The sequence below is a fragment of the Thiosulfativibrio zosterae genome (assembly GCF_011398155.1).
Classification (GTDB): domain Bacteria; phylum Pseudomonadota; class Gammaproteobacteria; order Thiomicrospirales; family Thiomicrospiraceae; genus Thiosulfativibrio; species Thiosulfativibrio zosterae.
Genome location: NZ_AP021888.1, coordinates 2,624,795 through 2,645,427, shown reverse-complemented (window position 1 = coordinate 2,645,427; position 20,633 = coordinate 2,624,795). Strand labels below are relative to the sequence as shown.

The following is a 20,633-nucleotide window of genomic DNA, read 5'->3' as shown; positions in this document are numbered from 1 at the left end:
AGGCGTAATCTCTAATTAAATATCATGAATTGGGAACAAACGAGATTATACCTGTGAATAAAGTTGAAAAACAGACCGGTCCTGTGGATAACTTGTGGATTAACCTTGTGGATAAGCTAGGCAAGTGGGTTGTTAACTCTTTGAAAATAAATGAGTTAGTCTAGAACGCTTAATTAAAAGAAAAACATTTTAATCGCCAATAGAATTAATAATAGCGCGAATAATTTTTTCAATACCTTAACAGGCAAATGTCGACTGACCTTAGCCCCCATGGGCGCGGTAAAGTAGCTGGTTAAAACAATACCGATAAACGCTGGCCAGTAAATATAGCCGGTTGCATACTCTGGCAAATGGGTTGCATTTAAACCACCCAGTAAATAACCAAAGGTACCTGCTGCCGCAACCGGTAAGCTACAGGCGGCTGAGGTGGCAATGGCTTGATGCATGGTGACATTGTGCCAAACCAGATAAGGGGTTGTTAAGGTTCCACCGCCAATCCCCACCAAAGAGGCTAGGCCACCAATCACCGAACCTGCTGCGGTTTGGGGGGCTATGCCAGGCAGTTCTCTATGCGGATTGGGCTGATAGTTGGAGAGCATCATGATGGCAATGATGATTTCTAAACTTCCAAAAATAATGGCAAGGGTATTGTTGGCAATAAACTGCGAACCCCAGCCGCCTAGAAATGCGCCCAGAAAAATTCCGATACTGAGGGTTCCAACGATGTCCCAGCGCACATTGCCCAATTGGTGATGGGCTTTAACGGAGCTAAATGAGGTTATTAAAATGGTGGCTAGCGAAGTTCCTATCGCCAAGTGCACCACATCTTGAATGTCCAAAAAATAGAGAAACACACTGCTCAGAATGGGCACGATGATTAAGCCACCGCCTATGCCTAAGAGTCCAGCTAAAAAGCCGACCAAAGCGCCCGTGGTGAGGTAAATGGCAAATTCTAACAGCATGTTCTTATACAACCTTGAAAGTCTTACAACTGCATAAGCAATTGTTTTAATTAATGTTTAATTCCGTAAGGGTTTTAATTTTGTTTTAGAGGCAAAAAATGCTCAACCAAGCGAATCATCAGTTCTTTTTGTTCTGGTTTGCTCTCTGCAACTAATAGCGCCAATGCAACCAAAGTATTATTATTAATAAGTCGCGCTACTGGTTTTGCTAGAAATGGCTGATTTAACCGCAAATACCACAAAAACAAAAATGAACCTGAACGTTTATTTCCATCTGCCAAAGGGTGATTTTTAATAATAAAATACAACAAATGAGCGGCACGACTTGCGACATTAGGGTAAAACAATTCATCACCAAAACCCTGCTCAATAGTTTTTAAAGCAGACGCTAAACCTGGTCCTCTTATCTGTCCAAATAGAGTTGTTGCTTCGCCCTTTGCTATCAACTCTTTTTTGAGCACCTCAATCGCTTTTAATGCGTCTTTATAGTCAATAGACAGCATTTGTGATTGAGGCGTTTTATTGTCTACTAGACTTTGCTCATCATAGCCCTGTAACAAAGACCAGCAATGAGCATAATCATGAATGACGTTCAACACAGCTTGTCCGTCGTTGCTTACTAATGATTGATTTGTTAATGTTGCTGATAACAAGTCTATGGCTTGTTTAAACTCAATATTTCGCTCCTGTAAACGTATTTCGTTTAATGCATATCCTTGCACGAGATACTGGTTTAAAACGCTGGTTGCCCACTTGCGAAACTGAACGCCTCTTTGAGATTTAACACGATAGCCGACTGAAATAATGACATCCAAATTATAGTGTTCGGTTTGGTATGTTTTACCGTCTTCGGCAGTTGTCGCAAATTTTGCGACAACTGAGTTCTTTTCGAGTTCACCATCCTTAAAGACATTGGCAATGTGCTTACCAATGGTTTTTATATCACGGTCAAACAAAACGGACAGTTGTTGCCTATTTAGCCAAACCGTATCCTGTTCAAGAGAAACTTGTAAGTTGACTTGCTCATCATCAGTTTTAAATATTTCAACAAGATTCATTGTTTGAAGTTTGATGTAAGTATTTTATTGTTAGATAGCATAAAAATCCCTTAAGGTTAGCCTGTGCGACAGGAAAGATTCGCAAATACAAAGCATGATTATCAGCTAGGGATTGTAACATTCCTAACACATTAAACGGAGTTTGATAGCTTGCGATAACAGGGAGGTAGGGTTGAGAAAAGCTAATCGCCCAAACGCGACCTTTGAGCAAAGGTCGGCAAAAATTTGAGCGATTGGCGCAGTTGGCGGAAGTTGAGGATGCTTTAGGATTAAGCCTTTGCGGAAGCCTCGACTTTTTCTGGCGCGGTGACTTCTGCCACAGGTTGAACCTCTTCAATCACTGTTTCGACTTTTTCAGCAGGTAGTTCCAGTTTGGGTTGTGCTTTTGCCAAAGCTGCCTGATGCTCTGCTTCTGAAGCTTTAAGGGCTTCTAAAGCGGCAACCGCTTCTGATTCTTTTTTGGCTTTTAGGTGCCCAGAGGGATCCGCAAACTGATCTGTAAGTTTTTGAATGGCATCTTTAGACGACTTAACAATTTTAGTCAGTTGTGTAGAGGTTTTTGATCCCCAGCCACGCGGTAAAGCATGGTGCATTCCACGCCAAAAACGATTGTTGTACAGTAAGGCATTGGCAATATCTGGGTGGGTTTGACTTAAGCGTTTGGCATCCCAAACTGCCATTTTTTTGCGGAAAGTAAAGTGCCCCATAAACACCAAAATTAACGCGATGAAGGCGGCAGAGCCACCATAAATAATATCTGACAATAGCCATGCTTGGACATTGGCAACAAAATTAGGCATTTGCATGCCGCCCCAAACCATAGCGACCAAAATAGCGCCAAAAATAACAATATCTAGAGTTAAAACTTTACGGCGCCAGCTTTTAATGGCTTGTTTTAACAAAGGTAATTTAACCGTTTCGAGTTCTTCGGCAATGTGTTGAGCACCATGGGCAATTCGATAAGCGCGCTCGGTGCTGACTTTTTCCATGCGTGATTCAATACGCGCTAAATCGACATTTTTCTTGCGCTTAAAGCGGTTGGCTAAGGCTTCATCGGCAATTTTATTGGATAAGGCTTCGTTATAAATGGCATAAAAATTACCTGCAATTAAGCCTTCTTGAGCAATGGCTCTTTGCCAAGAACCAATCACCTCTTCAGGATTGTCTTCTTGTGCTGCGGTATCGATTTGATTGAGAATAAATAAAATTTTATCTGCATCATGGCGACCTACGGAGGTGGCCACTAGGTGTTGCAAAGTGTCACGCATGGCTCCGGGTTCAGGGTGTCTGGCATCAAAAAATACCAATACCAAATCCGACATATCCATAATGTGGTTGGTGATTCGTAAGGTTGCATTTCTTTGAGAATCGGCATCAAATCCGGGGGAGTCAATCAGGATTTTGCCCTTTAAAATTTCAGATGGAACGGTTTTCAGTTGTAAATAACTGTCGATGCGTTGCCCTTCGCCTTGTTCGACCTTATTGATTTCTTCACTGATGCCAAAAAAAGGAAAACGCGGGTCGGCATTTAAAGCAAGACCAGGCAGGGTATTCACCTCATCGCCAGAGCCATAACAAATCACTGTAAATTTATCATCAACGGCTTGGTTCCCCGTGGATTGCACAGCCTTGCCGGTGTATTGGTTGATAAATGAAGATTTACCTGCTGAAAAAGTGCCTAAAACTGAAATGAGTGGCCACCACGAAATATCAGTTGCATAAGACTGGTCACGGTTCAGAAGACCTGTTTTGTAACCGACCTTATCTAAAGCTTGATAAGTTTTTATGATGTCGAGCAACACCGGGTTTTCTTGAGCTAAGTGTTGTTCTAATTTGACATAGCGTTCATGGGGAGTCATTTCAAAAACCTCTTATTTGGTTGGGTTAGCAGCTTGAGGCACCGGCATAGGCTGCGGCGCATAAGGCATTTGAGGATAAGGTTGGGTTGGGTAATTACGCGGACCATTGTTACGCTTGTTACCGCCGCCGGGCATATTTGCCCAAGGAATCATCGAGTTCATCGAATTCATGGGGGCCGAAATATTTTGGTTCAATTCAGATAAATTGCCACTCATATTACTGGTTGAATAGCCCATATATTGCACAGATTGATGAATACCGGTCAAGGTTGAATCGACATGAATGAGAGATTCATTAATGCTGAGTACTGAGGCATTGATTTTGGTTAATTGATTATCCAAGTTATCAATCCCTGCCATATGTTGATTCACTTCTGTCAGTTGTTTATCAATATTGTTCATTTTTTGATTTAGGGTATTTGTCATGGTGACCACGGCCTTAGTCATCACAATCATATTGGTTGATATTTGACGCATATCCTTAGTGACATTGTAAATGAGCCAAAAGCCATAGGCGGCTAAGATGATAAAAGCGACCATCATTGGGTAAATAACCTTTTCCCAACGACGAATCCCTTGGGTCATGGTCTTAGCAAGTTCATTAATATCACAGGCTTGAATGGCTTCGTTGCCTTCATTTTTATTTTTTATGGCGTCGATTTTTTCTAGGGACATGGAGTTTCCTTGGATATGAACGAACAACTTTGTCCGTTCATACATTCATTTTATAAGAGGGTTTTAATCTCTTGGATGATTTAAATTATCTGGGTTGACCTGGGTAGAAGAGCTGTGGGCCATTCGGCATAGGCATGTTTGGGTTAGCCTGTTGACGCTGAGCTTCATAATAAGCTCTTAAGCGTTCATTGTATGCCTGCATTTGCTGTTGATAAGCCTGCATACGAGCTTGCTGTTCTTGTTGGCTGGGCATCGCAGGCATTTGTGGGGCTGCAGCTTGCGGCTGAGCAGCCGGTTGCTGAGCTTGCGCAGCATAATAAGCCTTTAAGCGTTCTTGGTAAGCTTGCATTTGTTGCTGATAAGCTTGCATACGCGCTTGTTGTTCTTCAGGGGTAGGCATGATAGGCGCATTAGGATTGGCTTGATGCATTCTGGCTTGCATTTGCTTTTGATAAGCCTCTTGTTGAGCTTTCATTTGCGCTTGGCGTTGTGCCTGAGCTTCTTGTTGCGCTTTCATTTGCTCTTGATATTGTGCTTGCGCTTCTTCTTGTGCTTTTAGTTGGGCTTGTCGTTCAGCTTCTTGTTGTTTTGCTTGCTCTGCGGCTAAAGCGGCTTCTTGTTGCGCTTTGGCTTGCATGGCTTGTTGTTGAGCAAGACGCTGTTGTTCTACCTGCGCTTGATGCAGTTTTTGAAGGTTGTCAGCAATTTCGGCAGCTTCTTGAGGCGCAACGGGTCTTAAGCGTTGTGCCAATAACATCGCATCATTAAAGCGCCCTTCTTTAACTAATAACTTCGCCGACTCTAACCAAGCTTTTTTAGCCCAGTCTTGTTTGTCATCGGCGTAAAGTACATTGGCTAATTCACCCACAATATCGGCTTGTTGTGATTTGAAGGCTAAGGGGAAATAAATTTTTTCAGCCGTTAAATAGTCTTTTTCATAAAAGGCTTGGCGTGCAGCCGCAATGGCTTCTTCTGCAGATTTAAATTGCGCTAAAACACTTTCATCCATTGGCGGTAAGCTTGGTGCCGCTTCGGTTTCAGGGATTTCGATGGCAGGTTCTTCGGCAACGGGTGCTGCAGCAACGGTTTCTTCAGGGGCAGTCGTTTCTGGAGCCGCTATTTCTGGCGTGGCGACATCTGTTTCAGTTGTGGCAACTTCGGTGACAGGCGCGGCGACTTCAGGTTCTGGAGTTGCTACCGTTTCAGGTGCTGCTTCTGCAGGCGCAGTGGTTTCAACAACAGGGGCTGGTTCTTCGGTGATTGCTGGCGTTGCTTCTGCCACCGGTTCAGCAGGCTCGGCCACGGTGGTTTCAGTGTGAGCGACTTCTGTCGGTGTTAAAAGACCATGTTCTTCTTTGATCTTATCGGAATAGGCCAGATAAAGGGTTGCGCCCACCAAAAGTAGGAGTACGAAAAATCCGTTGTTGAGTAAGGTTCTTATAACTGACATGGTTTATTCCTTAAATATTTGTTTAGCAACTTTAATAAATTCGTGACTGGCTTTACCGTTGGGATCCATTTCAAAAACCGCTAGGCCTTCGCTGAACGAACGGCGATAGTTGGTGCGATTATGAAGGCGAGTGGGTAAGCGCTCAATGTGTGGTAAATAATCTAAAGCTTCTTCCGTTTCTTTGGTTTCTGCCACAAACGGATGGGTATCGGCACGATTAATGACCGCAATCATCTTAGGTAAATCGGTACGAGTTTCTTTGATTAATTTGATGAATCTTTGTGTCGACCAAATGTCCGCTTGGCTGGGTGCGACAGGTATCACTATGCGATTCGCCAAAGCGATGGCCAACTTTAAGGATGCTTGATCGCTCATGCTGACATCCATAATGATGTGCTCACCAGTATGGGTAAAATCGGCAAGGTCTTGCAACAAATGTGGCTTGGGCAGTTGAGGCTGATATTGTTCTTCGTTGCGAACTTCAACCACATCGGTCAGGGTTTGTTGAGGGTCTAAGTCAAACAACCGCAGTGCTTTATGTTGATGTGCCAACCAAATGGCTAGGTTAAAAGCTAGGGTGCTTTTACCGGTTCCGCCTTTCATGTTTCCTACAACGGTGATCATGTTTTTTCCAGTTAGATATTTTATGTTGGTATTTTTTTCGTTTAAGTCAAAATAAAATCAGCATTTGGCTTATTTTAATTTCATTTTGATTTAAGCAATAAACATTCATAATGAATTGTCATTTTTATGTGTAGAAAGGCTTAAAAATCACCAGGCCTGGTCATTTTTTGACCAAGCACTGGAAATTCATACTGTTTTACAACAATTACTTAGCTGCTGGCGCTGGTGCTGCTGGAGCTTGAGGCGCTGGTGGCATTGGGTAAGGGTAGTAAGCAGGTGGAGCCATAGGCGCTTGCTGTGGAGCATAACCTTGTGGTGGGTAGTAGTAAGGTTGACCTTGGTAGTTTCCACCCCAGCCATTGTTATAACCGTTGTTGCCATATCCATTGCCCCAACCGTTACCGTTACCATTTCCGCTGCCATCCCACTTCTGGTTTTGTTGACCGTTACCAGAACCTTGCATATCTGATTCAGCATCAAAGCCCATGTTGAAGTTACCCTTAGCTTTACCAGACCCTTTACCTTGTCCTTGACCTTGGCTATTGCCTTGACCTTGGCCTTGTCCGTTGCCTAGTCCATTACCATAACCGTAGCCTTGTCCTTGACCCTGGCCATTGTTCCAACCATTGTTGTTATAACCATTGTTGTTGTTCCATGGACCATTGAACCAATCTGCAGATGCTGTTTGTGCACCTAACATCGTTGCAGTGACTAGAGAAGCTAAAGCTAATTTTTTCATGTTCATATCATACTCCTTGATAGAATGTGCACTCGGTACTTTGCAGAAAGACTTGAGTGCGTTGAGTCTTTCCGTTTTGTATTGTGTTTTTGAAGAGGGTAGGATCTCTTCTCAAACGATTTGAGTTAATCCTTTAACTCAGTTCCAAAAGGGCATGTTCATCGTCGGAAACGTGAAGCTGGGACTTGGCATTTCCATATTCGGCATATTGCCCATATCGGGCATTTGCGGAAAATTGGAACCGTTCCAAGGTCCAAACCCATTGTTTCCAAAGAATGGCGGTCTTGGGCCGTTATTCCATCCTTGCGGTGAGCCATATCCGTTGTTAACCGGATATCCGGGGTAACCATAGCCGCCATAAGCGGGTGCGGGGTAACCTGGATATCCATTCATAGGGGCGCCATAGCCATAAGGCATAGGTTGTCCATAGAATTGGGGTGCTGGCGCTTGTTGCGTCATGGGTGCAGTATTTTGTTGCACGCTTGGTGCGGCTTTCTGTTCAATCCATTGCGGTGACTGTTGCGTAGAGCGATAAGTGTCTTCTGACTGAGGCCAATTTTGCGCATTAGCCTGACTCATACCCATCAATAATCCACCCACTAAACAAGCGTGTATTAATTTTTGCGTTGGTTTATTTTTCATCTTCATTTAAATCCTTTAGTTGAATGCCTCTTTTTTTGCGCCCACGCGGTGCGACGGGTTCTACGGGTGCGCTCTGCTGAACTTCAGGTTCAGATGTTTTGGGTGCGGTTTCTGTGGCTGCTGGGGTTTTAACAGCAGGAGCTTCTTCAGTCACGCTGGCCTCAGGGGTTGCACCTTTTTTGGGTGCTGCAGGCTTACGAGTACGACGAACAGCCGGCTTTTTAACCACCTTGGGTTCTTCTACCACCGCTTTAGATTCTTCTGCCACCACTTCAGGTTCTTCTACCTTCATTTCAGGTTCAGCTGCGGGTGTTTCGGGTTCTGCGATGACTTGCGGAGTTTCAGTCACTTCAACTTTTTTAACCACCACCGCGGCTTTTTTGGGTTCATCAAAACTTTCTTCAGCTAAAGCCACCGCTTTGGGTGCTTGCTTAACCATGGCCATCGGATTAAATGGGTCGATAGCGGTTTTGGCAAAAACCAACTTCATGCGGGGATGGATGGTGGCTTCTTCAATTTCAGGGGTTTTTAAGCCACACACATGAGCACCCATCTCTGCGGTGTAATTTGAGGGCGATGCACAGAAAGCAGCACGACCGGACACGCATCCCAGTGGAATAACGACTAGTGTTAATAGAGTGGCCACTAAAATCCCGAAAATCAGCGAGATGGCCATGCCTTGGAAAATTGGGTCAAACAAGATGACGCTTGAGCCTAACACCAATGCGGCTGCCGTAATGATGATAGGGCGAGTTCTGGCTTTACAGGCAAAAATCACGGCATCGGTAATCGCTACACCTTTGGCAATTTCTTGGCGCGAAAAATCCACCAATAAAATCGAGTTACGCACAATAATCCCTGCCAGTGCAATAAAGCCAATCATCGATGTTGCGGTAAACTCAGCGCCCATAATCCAATGTCCAGGTGCAATACCAATAATGGTTAAGGGAATGGGTGCCATAACAATGAGTGGAATTAAAAAGTTACGGAATTCCCAGACCACCAGCATATAGATAATGAGTAGCGCCACACCAAATGCCAGACCCATGTCGCGGAAGGTTTGGTAAGTAACGGTCCACTCACCTGCCCACATCATGCCAACTTCGGTTAAGCCATTAGGCACAAACACAAAGTTACTGTTCAGACCATTGAGTTCAGGAGATTGATCCATCAGCTCTTGAATATCCAACATCCCGTAAATGGGCGCTCCTAAGCGACCTTGTCCAGTGGCAGTGACATATTGCACAGGTGTTAAATCTTTGTGATAAAGCACCGTTTGCTGTCTTTCGATAATGAAGCGCCCAAGTTCATTAAGCGGAACAAGGATACCGAGTTCACTCTGCACCGGAATTTGACCTATGCGAGCAAACTCTGCTCTAACCATTTGCGGGGCTTGTAACACGATAAAGGTGGGTTCGCCGCGTTTAAAGCCTTGTTTTACATCGCCTAATTTGAAACCACCCATCGCCATTTCAACGGTTTGGTTGATGGTGGATACACTGATACCGCTTTCCATGGCTTTTTGTTTATCGATGACAAAACGCCAGGTGTCATGAGGTTCGGTGATGAAGTTATCAACATCGACGACCATTTCTGCTTGCTCAAAAATTTGGGTGACTTTTTCAGCAGTGGCATTGCGAGTTGCTTCATCAGGCCCATAGATTTCGGCAACAATGGATTGCAATACAGGTGGCCCAGGAGGCATTTCAACGATTTGCACTTTGGCACCTGCTTGATGCGCAATTTCCGTTAATTTAGCGCGAATGCTCTCTGCAACCTGATGGCTAGAACGATGGCGTTCTGACTTATCGCTTAGGTGAACTTGAATATCACTGTTCCACACAAAGTTACGCAGATAATAGTGTCTAACCAAGCCATTAAAATCGAAGGGGGCGGGGGTGCCCACATAGGTTTCCATGGTGGTGATTTCAGGCACTTCTTCTTGCAAAGTTTTTGCCAGCTTGTGCGTTAAGTTTGCTGTGATGGTTAAGTCCGTACCTTCTGGGAAGTTAATCACCACGCTGAAATCTGGTTTGTTGTCATAAGGCAGTAACTTTACCGGAACCATCGTGCTGTAAACCAAATAAACAGCCAGCGCAAATGCGGTAATGATGGCAAGCAATAAACCCCAGCCCTTAACTTTTTCAACCAGTAAGCTGCCTAAGAGTTTTTCAAAGAAACGACCTAGTCGTTCGCTTTGTTCATGTTCTTTTTCTTCAGCGGCTTTGAGTGATTCCATTTTTGGCTTCATGCGTTGCGCTAACCAAGGGGTAAACGCAAAGGCGGCAAATAATGAAATCACCATCGCCACTGAACCCAGTGCTGGGATGGGTGCCATGTAAGGTCCCATCATGCCGCTGACAAATGCCATTGGCATCAAAGCTGCAATGACGGCAAAGGTTGCAATAATGGTAGGGTTGCCCACTTCAGAAACGGCATCAACGGTCACATTAACTCCCGTGTCAGAGTCCATTAGCCAGCGACGATAGATGTTTTCGAGCACCACCACCGCATCATCAACCAAAATCCCGATTGAGAAGATCAGTGCAAATAAACTGACTCGGTCAATCGTTAGCCCCATCATCCAGGCAGCAAATACGGTCGATAAAATAACAATTGGAATGACTATCGCGACCACCGCAGCCGCACGCCAACCCAAGAAGAACCAGATTAAAAGCGTGACAGAACCTGTGGCAATGAACAGTTTAAAAATCAGCTCGTTCACTTTGTCGTTGGCAGTTTTGCCATAGTTACGCGTAATGGCTATATGAACATCATCAGGAATTAAAGTGCCCTTAAGCTCGGTTAAACGCGAAATGGCATCATTGGCAACGCTCACCCCGTTAGCGCCTGGCTGTTTTGCCAAAGCAACGGTGATGGCATTTTCGCCTTCTGGGGCAACATAAGTGCTTTTGTTAGCAGGGCCGGTGTAAAAGCGAACTAGGTTGGTGGCATCTTTTGCGCCTTCGGTAACCGTAGCCACATCTCTAACAAACACCGGTGCTTTGTCTTTTACACCGACAATTAAATCGTTAATATCATCGGCAGAGGTAAGAAAGTCCCCGGTATAAACAAGGTATTTTTGTTGCCAAGCCGACAGTTCACCCGCACTGGACTCGGCATTGGCTGCTCGAATAGCTTGCCCAATTTGGGTTAAAGAAATGCCATAACCTGCAATTTTTTCAGGATCAATTTCTACTTTGATTTCCGTTGGGTCGCCACCCACCACAAACCCTTGTGCGGCATGATCAATCGATGCAATTGCCTGTAAGACATCAAATCCTAAAAGTCGTAACTGGGTGCTTTCTAGGGTTTTGGATGACAGCGTAAAGGTGACGACTGGTACTTCATCCGCCCCTTTGGGTTTGATAACAGGTTGCAAAACCCCTTCAGGCATATGGTCTAGGTTGGAGGCCATTTTGTTATAGACATTAACCAGCGCGTCTTCCATATTTTCACCGACCAAAAACTGCACAGTGATAATGGATTGACCTCTGTCAGAAGCCGAATAAACATGCTCAACGCCTTTAATTTCTTTAAACAATCGCTCCAAAGGTTCAGAGACTAGGGCTTCAACTTGTTTATTAGAGGCGCCTGGATATTGCACCATGACATCGACCATCGGCACAGAGATTTGAGGGTCTTCTTGTCTTGGGGTAAATAAAATACCCATAATACCAATCACGAACCCAACAATAATAAACAAAGGGGTAATCGGTGAGTTGATATAACTTTTGGCAGTGTTGCCTGCAATATCGTGCTTAGATGCCGATTCTTCTGGCAAAGCATTTTGCGTTTGATTGGGTTGTGTCATTTTTTTGCCTAGCTCTAGCGGTTATTAAAGTTCTTGGTTGGTTTTATTAGGTGGCGATAACTTGCCATTGTTGAGAATCCATCCAGAAACAATATTAGAGGGCGGGTTTACGATAATTCTTTCATTAGCGGAGATGCCTGAAAGCACAATGAAGTAGCCGTTTTGAGCAGCCTTACCCAATCGAACAATTTTCATTTCAACTTGATTGTTTTTCTCATTAACCGTAAATACCGTCGGCAGGCTACCGCGTTTGACCATGGCAGATTTAGGGATGACAGGGAAAGCCTGATTTTGTGAAGAGGCATTTTGTACCGCAACTTCAGCATACATACCAGGGGCTGCTGGCGCCCCTATCGGTAAATCAAACTTCACCAAAACCGTATGTTGCTGGTTGTTCGCCACCGGAAAAACTTGTGCAACACGCACTTGGATAGGGCGTTTGTCTGCCAAGCGGGCATCAAAAATAGCGCCCTTTTGAATGCTCATCATTAAGTTGACGGGTACATGTACCGCAACACTTAAGTGATTGCTTTTGGCAAAAACCATTAAGGGTTGTCCAGGTTGCACGCTATCGCCGGCTTCAACCATTTTTTTAACAATCACGCCGTCAAAAGGTGCGGTTGATTTGGTGTCAGACAGACGCACATCAATTTCATCAATACGCGCTTTGATCTGATTCATTTGCGCTTGCGCTTCTTTCACCTTGCTTAAAGCGCCCAATTCATTAGCACGGCGATCAACTTTGTCGTCACCCACGCCTATGGCATTCCCCATGGGCTTGGTAAACATTTGATCCATTAAACCAGGCAAAGCCATGCCGGGCATAGATTTTTCATTGGAGGGGCTCCAAAGCTCACGGTTATATTGGGTGGTGGCATTTTGAAAGGCATAAGAGGCTTGTTGCCATTGCGCTAAGGCGGCATTGCGTTGAGCGCGCAAAATGTCATCATCGGTAGAGATTAATAACGCGCCAGCTTTAAAGTTGTCGCCTTCAATACCTGCAATATAATTAATTTGACCTGCTTGCTGGGCGGTAATGGTGACTTCTTTAAAAGGGATGACTGTGCCGCCAAGCGATACAAAACGATCATAGACCGCTGACTGGACAACTTCTGTTTTAATGTCTTCGGCGAAGGCTTGAGAAGACGGTAACAAGCTGGGGCCAAGCATGAGAGCAAATAAAATCGGGTTAATTCTTCGACGAATCATGAGTTTGTATTTCCTTTAAAGCCAATATTTATCCAATGGCGGTTTTCAACTTTTACGCGTTTCTAATTTTGTCATTGCGTAAAAGAGAATCTTCAGTAGTTGAAGCGCTTTTGAAGAAGCTGTACCACTTTACTGGAATGGGCAAATGAAATACAAAACAAACCTTTTTATGGCTAACAAATAAAACTTATGAGGAAGGTTAAAAATTATCTATACAAACATAAGTTATTGATTATATTAGTAAATAATTATATAGTTATATTATTAAACCATGATATTTTAAAATTTTATGACCCAAAAGACACTGATTTATTCCTAGGCAAAAGAACCTTATTTATGGCGTAATAAGTTTTATATTTACCTTAGATTATGTCTTGCTGAAGTTGGGTTAAGTGCTGAATTTAGTCAGGTTTTTGCCACATAAAGAAAGTTTTTAACGGGCTTAAAATGAGGTTTGCATAGCGTCTTATTAAAAAAAGAGCGAGAGATATTGAGTAATTTTCAGTTAGTGTGTTGTTTTTATTTTAAAAAATCATTATAATTCCCGCTTTTCCACTTTTGGAAGACTATATTAAGGATTGATGTCATGAAAAGAACATTCCAACCAAGCGTAATCAAGCGTGCGCGTACTCATGGTTTCCGTGCTCGTATGGCCACTAAAAATGGTCGTAAAGTTTTAGCCGCTCGTCGTGCTAAAGGCCGTAAAAGATTGACAGTGTCTGACAAATAATTTCGAATCAATGTTCTCATTGATTCCATTATTGTCGTCAGCATTCCGTCATTTCAAACTTTTAAATCTGATGAGATTGATTGAAAGCCAACCATTCATGAATCACCAATGAATCCAGCCAATCAGACTCATCAAGATTTATCCAATTCTTTCCCCAAATCTTCAAGACTACTGACTCCCAACGAGTTTAAGTTCGTTTTTGCTCAAGCTGAAAAATTTACCAATCGTCATTGGACCTTTATCGTTCGTCCGAATGATTTGTTGCATCCGCGATTAGGATTAGCCATTGCCAAAAAACAGTTGGCTAAAGCCGTTTGGCGTAATCGGGTAAAAAGACTGGCTCGAGAGGCATTTCGTCAACATAGCAAAGCCTTAAGCGGGTATGATATTGTCGTTTTGGGTCGCCATAAAATGCAAGAAGTGGATAACGAAACCCTAAATCAGAGTTTTTTACATTTAATTAGACAAATTAAACGCAGTGGCTTAAAAGATAAGCCGTCCTTGTCGTTGACAGAAGTAAAAGAGAAGTAACCCATGAATATGAGATCTTTTTGGTGGCTGGCTTTAGCCTTTACCCTGATGTGGATTTGGCTAGAGTGGATGAAGTTTACCGCCCCTCAGCCGCCGGCTGCGCAGCCTTCAACTAACTCGGCAGCTGTTTCAGCTGTGCCTGGCGTTAATAATGCCGCAGATATTAGCGTTCCGACTGCCCATGCACCGGTGGCCGAAGGCAGTGTTCCACAATTACAATCTACTTTGGCTCAAGGCCAGCGTATTCATGTGGTTACCGATGTATTGGATATCGAAATCGATACTCAAGGTGGTGATATTCGTAGCACAAAACTGTTGCAATATCATGCCACCGCAGACAAAACCCAGTCTTTCCAATTAATGGCTGATCAACCAGGTGGCTTGACATATATTGCACAAAACGGGATTGCCGTGCAACCGGATGCAACCTTAACAGCACCCACCCATAAATCAGCCTTTAAGGCAGAAGCCACAGAATATGTGATGAGTGGTGATACGCTCAGCGTTCCGCTCACTTGGTCTGAAAATGGTGTGACCATTACCAAAACTTATACCTTCAAAAAGGGCGAGTATTTGGTTGGTTTAGACTTTAAGGTTCAAAACCAAACAGAGCAAAGCTGGGCAGGTAGTTTATATTCGCAATTGGTGCGCACGCCATTTGACCCTGATCACAATGCCATGATGTATACCTACACAGGCCCTGTGCTTTATGATCCGAATGCCGAAAGCAAATACACCAAACATGCTTTTGATGATCTAGATAAGATGGCCATTCCAAGCTATAACGCTTTGGGTGGTTGGACAGCGATGATTCAGCATTATTTTATGGCGGCGATCATTCCAAGTCAGGCAGCACAAAACAACTTCTTTATCAAACCTCTGTCTGAGGGGCGTTATGCGGCTGGTGTTGTTGAACCGATGGTCACGGTTGCTGCTGGTCAACAAGGGGTTTTGAGTTCACAAATTTACATGGGCCCGATCATCCAAGACAAGCTAGAAGAAATTGCGCCTGGTTTGGAATTGACAGTGGACTATGGGGTATTAACTTTTATTGCGGAACCTATTTTCTGGTTGCTAGAGTTAATTCATTCTTTCCTAGGTAACTGGGGTTGGTCAATCATTGCGCTGACGCTGGTGATTAAAATTCTGTTCTATAAATTGTCAGAAACCTCTTATCGTTCTATGGCTAAAATGAAAAAGTTCTCGCCTAAACTAGCAACTTTAAAAGAGCGTTATGGCGATGATAAAGCAACTTTCCAGAAAAAAATGATGGAATTGTATCGTGAAGAAAAAATCAATCCATTAGGTGGTTGTTTACCGATTTTGGTTCAGATGCCGGTCTTCATCGCACTTTACTGGGTTGTTCTTTACTCAGCCGAAATGCGTCAAGCCGAGTGGATGTGGTGGATTACCGATTTGTCTGCCAAAGACCCTTATTACATCTTGCCGGTCATTATGGGTGTCACCATGTACATTCAGCAGCAGTTAAACCCGTCAGCCATGATGGATGAAATGCAGCAGAAAGTGATGAAGTTCTTACCGTTTATCTTTACCGTATTCTTCATGTTCTTCCCAGCAGGTTTGGTCCTTTACTGGGTAGTTAACAACATTTTATCGGTGGCACAACAGTGGTACATCACTAAAAAAATTGAAGCGGGCGAAGAAGATCCAGCCCCTAAAAAAGCTTAGGAGTGAATCATGCATTTATCTTATGAAAAACTCGGTACTGACCACCCCATGTATGGCAAGGTTGAGTATATTGTGATGGACGAGCAAACGCCAGTTTGTTACAAAACAGCGACTGGATATCTGTCATTAGACGCGTCAGCATCGCCGACTCAGTCAGGTGTTTCTGCTGCGGATATTGAAACAACACCGCTTTATGTGTTGTCATTCAGTATTAATGGAGATGCAGAAGAAATGACCTTTAGCTCAAAAGCGCAATTGGAAAAAACCAAAGCCGCTTATGAAGCTAAGGGATTTGTTAAGGATATCAAAACCACTGTTTACCAAACAGTCGCTTAATCCAATACAAAGTTCATAAACGCCCTTAATTGGGCGTTTTTTGTTTACAGCTAAGGCACAAGGAAGGATCAAATGGAATTTCGCAATCAAGACACCATTGCCGCCATAGCCACCGCGCCAGGTCGAGGCGGGGTTGGCATAGTACGCGTGTCTGGCCCTAAAAGTTTGAGCATTGCCGAAGCCATGTTGCGCAAAACGCCGCGCCCGCGTTATGCACACTATGGCAATTTTTACAGCGCCAGTGGCGAAGTGCTGGACCAAGGCATCGCCCTGTATTTTCCAAATCCGCATTCCTTTACCGGTGAAGATGTCATTGAGTTTCAAGGGCATGGTGGGCCGATAGTCTTGCAATGGGTTTTAGAAGCCACGGTAAAATTGGGCGCACGCCTAGCCAAGCCGGGAGAGTTTTCACAACAAGCCTTCTTAAATGACAAACTCGATTTGGCGCAAGCCGAAGCCATTGCTGATTTAATTGATGCATCTTCTCAGCAAGCCGCTAAGTCAGCTTTAAAATCCTTACAAGGTGAGTTTTCAGCACAGGTGAATGACTTGGTCGAGCAACTCATCGCCCTGCGTATTTATGTGGAAGCGGCGATTGATTTTCCAGAAGAAGAAATCGACTTTTTATCAGACGGCAAAGTGGCTGGACAGCTGCAACACATTTTGGAGCAATTACATCGCGTATTTGCCTCGGCACAACAAGGCGTGTTGTTACGAGAAGGGATGTCGGTGGTGATTTTGGGTCGACCCAATGCGGGCAAATCCAGTTTGCTCAATGCGTTGTCGGGCAAAGAATCCGCCATCGTCACCGACATAGCCGGCACGACGCGGGACATTGTCAAAGAAGAAATTCAAATTGATGGCATGCCCTTACATATTTTAGATACCGCAGGGCTACGCGATGCCACCGATGCGGTGGAACAAATTGGCATTGCCCGCGCCTGGGCCGCGATTGAAAATGCTGACCGTATTTTGGTGATGGTGCAGGCGGATGAAAATATCCACCCAGAAGACCAAGCCATTTTGGACAAAATGCCCGCACATATTCCGGTTACTTTGATCCACAACAAGATTGATTTGATTCAAAAACAACCAGGCCTGGTTAAAATTGACGGCAAAAATGGCTTGCAGGCTGAGTTGTGGATGTCGGCAAAACACCGTTTGGGATTGGATTTACTCAAAGACCATTTGAAAACCGAGATGGGCTTTGCGCAAACGCAAGAAGGCGTTTTTATGGCACGCAAGCGTCACCTTGAAGCCCTAGAACAAGCCTTAGCCTTAGTTGAGAATGGTCAGCAGCAGTTAGAGGTTTATGCTGCAGGCGAGTTGCTGGCTGAAGATTTACGCCAAGCGCAACAAGCCTTGTCGGAAATCACTGGGCAATTTACCTCAGATGATTTATTAGGTCGAATTTTCACTTCTTTCTGTATTGGAAAATAAATCCGCTGGTAGGTCGGTGCTTGAGGGTTAAATTATGCTTTACCTATAAATGTAAAAATATTACATTTATTCAGTTTGGGTTCAGGTTTTTGTTGTAAACTGTGTTTGGTCGTCAATTGAATGGCCGCATTAAGGAGATAACAAAAATGAAAACCCTCACTCTAAGCCTTGTAGTCGCATCTTTATTCGTTATTAATCCAGTCATGGCTGGCAACGGTGGAGGTAATGGCGCCGGAAATGGCAGTGGCTCAGGCAGTCAGCACCAGTATCAATACAAGGGTGCAAATGGCGGAGGCGGTGATGGTAGCGGATCTGGCAAACAAAACCAGTACAAAGGTACAAAAAACGAAAATGGTACAGCGACTCAAACGCAAGCGCAAAAGAAAAACCAATATCAAAAAACCGAACAGCCCGTTTTACCTTACGCTCAATAAAGCTCAATAAACAAAAGCTTTCCAATCTATGCCATACCAACAAGGTTTGTTAAACAAACCTGGTTGGCATAAGCGGGATTAGGGATAAGATGATTTAATGTTCAATCGACTGGAAAGTTTTCACTACCCATTGGTTTTTGCCTAAGGATTTAGCTTCGTACATGGCGGTATCGGCAAAATGAATGATTTCATTGATGCCGCTGGCGTGGCTTGAGATGGGCATATTGGGTGGTAATTCGGTAATGCCGGCACTGAAAGTAATTTTGAGGTCGGCCAGTGTCCGGTTTTGTAATTTAATAAGCAGTTTATCAATCAGCTCTGAGGTGGTCATCGCAGAGGTATCTGGCAAAATCATCACAAACTCTTCACCCCCTAAACGACCCAAAAAATCGGTTTTTCTGAGGTGCGCGCTTAAAAACTCGGTAAACGCCTGCAGAACCGCATCGCCTTTTTGATGACCATAGGTGTCATTGACCTGTTTAAAATCATCTAAATCAATCATCACAAAACTCAACGAACGACCCAGTCGTTGCGCCAAAGCCATTTGAAATTCCAGCGTAGAATCAATATAGCGTCGATTGCCTAATTGCGTTAAGGGGTCGGTCAAACTTAGGGCAGCCAAGGCATTGCGTGCTTCGGTGAGTTGATGTTCAAGTTTGTAATGTGGGGTTAAATCTTTGTAAACCCAAAGATGTCCAAGATAGATTTTGTCATCAAAAATCGGAATGTAATCGCGCTCTAGCATGGTGCCATCAAGCATTTCTAAGGCTTCGTTAAACACGGGTTCACGATCTTTTAACAACTTGGTCACACCCGCTAAAAAGGCTTCTGGGTCTTTAAAAAGGCTTTTCGATTGCTCAGCAGATTCAGAACAATCCATGCCCATCAGGGCTTCTGGCGGAGCAGGGATGTGAAAAAGGTCACAGAAAGTTTGATTAACCAAAGAAATGGTGCGATTTTCATCTTCAACTAAAACAGCGGCATTGAGGTTTTCAATGAGCGTTTTATAACGTAAAAGATCATTTTGCATGACTTGCATCTTACTTAACTCCACCAGCTGAAGATCATTAGTTTTTAATTTTAACAAAGCTTGCTTAGGTGAATAAGGAAATTAAGGTTTTGTTTTGGCTATAATTAGGCAACTAAATAGGGAAGACACATGATTGAACTTAAGATTGAAGGCCTGTCGCATGACGGGCGTGGCGTTGGGCGTAATGACGGCAAAGCCGTGTTTGTATCTGGCGCAGTACCTGGCGATTGGGTGCAGGTGCGCATTACCGAACAGCAAAAGAACTTTGATAATGCCGACCTCATTAAAGTGCTAGAACCCAGCGCGCAGCGCGCCGAACCTTTTTGTGCGTTGTTTGGCGAATGTGGTGGCTGTCAATATCAGCATTTTGAGTTAGCCGCCCAGCGTCATTGGAAGGCGCTCAACTTTTTTAATGCGCTACGCAAAGCGGTCAATCTTAAAAAATGTGAAATTTTAGAACCCATCGTTGGCGAAGGCTTGGCATATCGCCGCCGCGCCCGTTTGGTGTTGGGACGCAATAAGTCAGATAAAGAAGCTCGTTTAGGGTTTCGTGCCTTAGGGTCTAATGAGGTGATTGATGTACCGCAATGTCCGGTGTTGTCGCCTGCGTTAAATCAAGCCATTCAAGCCAAGCGTGAGCACTTATTAACTTTGGCGAGCCGTAATCTCAAGGAAATAACTTTGGTTGAATCGGGTAACAAGGTGATTTGGTCTGGCGTGCCGATTGACCTGACCAGCGATGCAACCGAACCCACGGAGGCGTTGGGGCAATATGACATTCAAGGATTGTCGTTAGATTTTCCTGCCGAAGGGTTTATTCAAGTCAATGCTTCCCTTAACGAAGCCATGGTGGCGCAAGCCATAGATTGGTTGTCACTCAAACCGGATTATAAAGTGTTGGATTTGTTCTGTGGCGTGGGCAACTTTACCTTACCTTTAGCCAAACAGGTGGCGCAGGTCACCGGTATAGAAGGCGATTTGACGCTGGTACAAACGGCTAAACACAATGCCGAACGCTTAGGCATCGCTAATTCACGCTTTTTTAAAGCCAATTTATTCGAAGAACAGCTGCGCAGCGAATGGTTTTTAAAACAAACCTATGATGCGATTTTGCTCGACCCAGGTCGCCAAGGTGCACAAGAAGTTTGCCAACATTTGGGCAAACTCAATGCCCAGCGCATTGTGTATGTGTCTTGTAATGCCTCCACCTTAATTCGCGATGTGCAGTGGTTAGAAAAACAAGGTTATGAGTGTCGCAAAGCTAACTTAATCGATATGTTCCCGCACACGACGCACACAGAGGTGATGGTGCAGTTGGTTAAAACGGCCAAAAAATCACAGAAAAAACCATCTAAAATATTTAAATTATAGCGTTAAGCCGGCATTTTGCCGGTTAAACGATTTGAGGAGT

Annotated in this window: 18 protein-coding genes; 7 read left to right on the top strand and 11 right to left on the bottom strand. The window is 44.1% G+C overall.

The features are described 5' to 3' along the window. Positions 1–173 precede the first annotated feature (173 nt). The 10 genes from THMIRH_RS12050 to THMIRH_RS12005 all read right to left on the bottom strand — a co-directional run bounded on the left by THMIRH_RS12050 (position 174) and on the right by THMIRH_RS12005 (position 13,032). Positions 174–962, bottom strand: coding sequence for a sulfite exporter TauE/SafE family protein (locus THMIRH_RS12050; protein ID WP_173292331.1), 789 nt, complete (start codon positions 960–962; stop codon positions 174–176). Between the two features lie 74 nt (positions 963–1,036). Beyond that, the gene (locus THMIRH_RS12045; protein WP_173292330.1) at positions 1,037–2,020 is read right to left on the bottom strand and encodes a virulence RhuM family protein/type II toxin-antitoxin system death-on-curing family toxin; all 984 of its coding nucleotides are present in this window, start codon (positions 2,018–2,020) and stop codon (positions 1,037–1,039) included. Between the two features lie 269 nt (positions 2,021–2,289). Continuing rightward, positions 2,290–3,879, bottom strand: coding sequence for a dynamin family protein (locus THMIRH_RS12040; RefSeq protein ID WP_173292329.1), 1,590 nt, complete (start codon positions 3,877–3,879; stop codon positions 2,290–2,292). 12 nt (positions 3,880–3,891) lie between these two features. Then, positions 3,892–4,554, bottom strand: a complete 663-nt coding sequence (locus THMIRH_RS12035) for a DUF948 domain-containing protein (protein WP_173292328.1) — start codon at positions 4,552–4,554, stop codon at positions 3,892–3,894. 85 nt (positions 4,555–4,639) lie between these two features. Continuing rightward, entirely contained in the window at positions 4,640–6,004 is a 1,365-nt protein-coding gene (locus tag THMIRH_RS12030) for a hypothetical protein (RefSeq protein ID WP_173292327.1), read from the bottom strand. Between the two features lie 3 nt (positions 6,005–6,007). Next, on the bottom strand, positions 6,008–6,628 hold the full coding sequence (locus tag THMIRH_RS12025; RefSeq protein WP_173292326.1) for a nucleotide-binding protein: 621 nt from the start codon (positions 6,626–6,628) through the stop codon (positions 6,008–6,010). 205 nt (positions 6,629–6,833) lie between these two features. Beyond that, positions 6,834–7,373, bottom strand: a complete 540-nt coding sequence (locus tag THMIRH_RS12065) for a hypothetical protein (RefSeq protein ID WP_194240843.1) — start codon at positions 7,371–7,373, stop codon at positions 6,834–6,836. A gap of 132 nt (positions 7,374–7,505) precedes the next feature. Then, a complete protein-coding gene (locus tag THMIRH_RS12080) occupies positions 7,506–8,009 on the bottom strand; it encodes a hypothetical protein (RefSeq protein WP_198415233.1) in 504 nt (167 codons plus the stop codon). After that, a complete protein-coding gene (locus tag THMIRH_RS12010; protein ID WP_173292325.1) occupies positions 7,999–11,823 on the bottom strand; it encodes an efflux RND transporter permease subunit in 3,825 nt (1,274 codons plus the stop codon). Before THMIRH_RS12010 ends, THMIRH_RS12080 begins: the two co-directional genes overlap by 11 nt. 24 nt (positions 11,824–11,847) lie before the next feature. Then, complete coding sequence (locus tag THMIRH_RS12005; RefSeq protein ID WP_173292324.1) at positions 11,848–13,032, bottom strand: efflux RND transporter periplasmic adaptor subunit; 1,185 nt, start codon at positions 13,030–13,032, stop codon at positions 11,848–11,850. A 586-nt stretch (positions 13,033–13,618) separates the two neighbouring features. On the opposite strand from THMIRH_RS12005, the gene rpmH reads away from it, so the two are divergent. The 6 genes from rpmH (at position 13,619) to THMIRH_RS11975 (ending at position 18,192) form a co-directional block, all read left to right on the top strand. Further along, a complete protein-coding gene (gene rpmH, locus THMIRH_RS12000) occupies positions 13,619–13,762 on the top strand; it encodes a 50S ribosomal protein L34 (RefSeq protein ID WP_173292323.1) in 144 nt (47 codons plus the stop codon). A 108-nt stretch (positions 13,763–13,870) separates the two neighbouring features. Further along, complete coding sequence (rnpA, locus tag THMIRH_RS11995; RefSeq protein WP_173292322.1) at positions 13,871–14,293, top strand: ribonuclease P protein component; 423 nt, start codon at positions 13,871–13,873, stop codon at positions 14,291–14,293. A gap of 3 nt (positions 14,294–14,296) precedes the next feature. Next, positions 14,297–15,982, top strand: coding sequence for a membrane protein insertase YidC (gene yidC / locus THMIRH_RS11990; RefSeq protein WP_173292321.1), 1,686 nt, complete (start codon positions 14,297–14,299; stop codon positions 15,980–15,982). 9 nt (positions 15,983–15,991) lie between these two features. Next, positions 15,992–16,318 (top strand): hypothetical protein, encoded by a 327-nt coding sequence (locus THMIRH_RS11985; RefSeq protein WP_173292320.1) that lies wholly within the window; start codon positions 15,992–15,994, stop codon positions 16,316–16,318. A 72-nt stretch (positions 16,319–16,390) separates the two neighbouring features. Further along, entirely contained in the window at positions 16,391–17,758 is a 1,368-nt protein-coding gene (gene mnmE / locus THMIRH_RS11980) for a tRNA uridine-5-carboxymethylaminomethyl(34) synthesis GTPase MnmE (protein ID WP_173292319.1), read from the top strand. Between the two features lie 146 nt (positions 17,759–17,904). Further along, complete coding sequence (locus THMIRH_RS11975) at positions 17,905–18,192, top strand: hypothetical protein (RefSeq protein WP_173292318.1); 288 nt, start codon at positions 17,905–17,907, stop codon at positions 18,190–18,192. Positions 18,193–18,286: 94 nt separating this feature from the next. Here THMIRH_RS11975 and THMIRH_RS11970 read toward each other — a convergent pair whose 3' ends face one another. Continuing rightward, positions 18,287–19,222, bottom strand: a complete 936-nt coding sequence (locus THMIRH_RS11970) for a sensor domain-containing diguanylate cyclase (RefSeq protein ID WP_198415232.1) — start codon at positions 19,220–19,222, stop codon at positions 18,287–18,289. A gap of 129 nt (positions 19,223–19,351) precedes the next feature. Between THMIRH_RS11970 and rlmD the strand changes: the two genes are divergently transcribed. After that, the gene (gene rlmD / locus THMIRH_RS11965; RefSeq protein ID WP_173292316.1) at positions 19,352–20,593 is read left to right on the top strand and encodes a 23S rRNA (uracil(1939)-C(5))-methyltransferase RlmD; all 1,242 of its coding nucleotides are present in this window, start codon (positions 19,352–19,354) and stop codon (positions 20,591–20,593) included. The last annotated feature ends 40 nt before the right edge of the window (positions 20,594–20,633 follow it).

What these genes read in the sequence shown, in the direction of transcription:
- THMIRH_RS12010 (WP_173292325.1), bottom strand. Translation starts at nt 11,823, where the DNA reads ATGACACAACCCAATCAAACGCAAAATGCTTTGCCAGAAGAATCGGCA.
- THMIRH_RS11985 (WP_173292320.1), top strand. Translation starts at nt 15,992, where the DNA reads ATGCATTTATCTTATGAAAAACTCGGTACTGACCACCCCATGTATGGC.
- THMIRH_RS11970 (WP_198415232.1), bottom strand. Translation starts at nt 19,222, where the DNA reads ATGCAAAATGATCTTTTACGTTATAAAACGCTCATTGAAAACCTCAAT.
- rlmD (WP_173292316.1), top strand. Translation starts at nt 19,352, where the DNA reads ATGATTGAACTTAAGATTGAAGGCCTGTCGCATGACGGGCGTGGCGTT.
- THMIRH_RS12025 (WP_173292326.1), bottom strand. Translation starts at nt 6,628, where the DNA reads ATGATCACCGTTGTAGGAAACATGAAAGGCGGAACCGGTAAAAGCACC.
- THMIRH_RS12005 (WP_173292324.1), bottom strand. Translation starts at nt 13,032, where the DNA reads ATGATTCGTCGAAGAATTAACCCGATTTTATTTGCTCTCATGCTTGGC.
- THMIRH_RS12045 (WP_173292330.1), bottom strand. Translation starts at nt 2,020, where the DNA reads ATGAATCTTGTTGAAATATTTAAAACTGATGATGAGCAAGTCAACTTA.
- THMIRH_RS12035 (WP_173292328.1), bottom strand. Translation starts at nt 4,554, where the DNA reads ATGTCCCTAGAAAAAATCGACGCCATAAAAAATAAAAATGAAGGCAAC.
- THMIRH_RS12065 (WP_194240843.1), bottom strand. Translation starts at nt 7,373, where the DNA reads ATGAACATGAAAAAATTAGCTTTAGCTTCTCTAGTCACTGCAACGATG.
- THMIRH_RS12030 (WP_173292327.1), bottom strand. Translation starts at nt 6,004, where the DNA reads ATGTCAGTTATAAGAACCTTACTCAACAACGGATTTTTCGTACTCCTA.
- THMIRH_RS12040 (WP_173292329.1), bottom strand. Translation starts at nt 3,879, where the DNA reads ATGACTCCCCATGAACGCTATGTCAAATTAGAACAACACTTAGCTCAA.
- THMIRH_RS12050 (WP_173292331.1), bottom strand. Translation starts at nt 962, where the DNA reads ATGCTGTTAGAATTTGCCATTTACCTCACCACGGGCGCTTTGGTCGGC.
- yidC (WP_173292321.1), top strand. Translation starts at nt 14,297, where the DNA reads ATGAATATGAGATCTTTTTGGTGGCTGGCTTTAGCCTTTACCCTGATG.
- rpmH (WP_173292323.1), top strand. Translation starts at nt 13,619, where the DNA reads ATGAAAAGAACATTCCAACCAAGCGTAATCAAGCGTGCGCGTACTCAT.
- THMIRH_RS12080 (WP_198415233.1), bottom strand. Translation starts at nt 8,009, where the DNA reads ATGAAAAATAAACCAACGCAAAAATTAATACACGCTTGTTTAGTGGGT.
- THMIRH_RS11975 (WP_173292318.1), top strand. Translation starts at nt 17,905, where the DNA reads ATGAAAACCCTCACTCTAAGCCTTGTAGTCGCATCTTTATTCGTTATT.
- mnmE (WP_173292319.1), top strand. Translation starts at nt 16,391, where the DNA reads ATGGAATTTCGCAATCAAGACACCATTGCCGCCATAGCCACCGCGCCA.
- rnpA (WP_173292322.1), top strand. Translation starts at nt 13,871, where the DNA reads ATGAATCCAGCCAATCAGACTCATCAAGATTTATCCAATTCTTTCCCC.